This is a genomic window from Bacillus sp. GbtcB14 (genome assembly GCF_019091205.1).
Classification (GTDB): Bacteria; Bacillota; Bacilli; order Bacillales; family Bacillaceae_G; genus Bacillus_A; species Bacillus_A cereus_AG.
Genome location: NZ_JAGXJT010000093.1, coordinates 1 through 323, shown reverse-complemented (window position 1 = coordinate 323; position 323 = coordinate 1). Strand labels below are relative to the sequence as shown.

The following is a 323-nucleotide window of genomic DNA, read 5'->3' as shown; positions in this document are numbered from 1 at the left end:
AACAAATGTGTTTACTGTGATAAATATGTTAAATAAACTAGATGATACCAACTTTACAGACAAGAAACAGCAACCTACATACAAAGTGGTATTCAATATACCTAGTACAACTAACTGTATCCACTCTACTCCTTTAGGCCATCTGTTAGATTTGATAAAATATGTAAAGATAAACATGATAAGACCGGCACTAATTAACCTTGTTGTTGCAAACATTAAAGGGGATGAAGATAAAAGACCAATTTTTGGGGCGATAGCACCCGATGCCCATAAAAAACTAAGCAATATACCGCTTAAACTCTCCATATCAACCATGTTCCTTT

The 323-nt window shown here is 34.1% G+C and carries 1 protein-coding gene; it reads right to left on the bottom strand.

The features are described 5' to 3' along the window. Positions 1-306, bottom strand: a 306-nt coding sequence (locus KVT31_RS29445; protein WP_254637328.1) for an EamA family transporter, incomplete at its 3' end; no start/stop codon positions are given. Positions 307-323 lie beyond the last annotated feature (17 nt).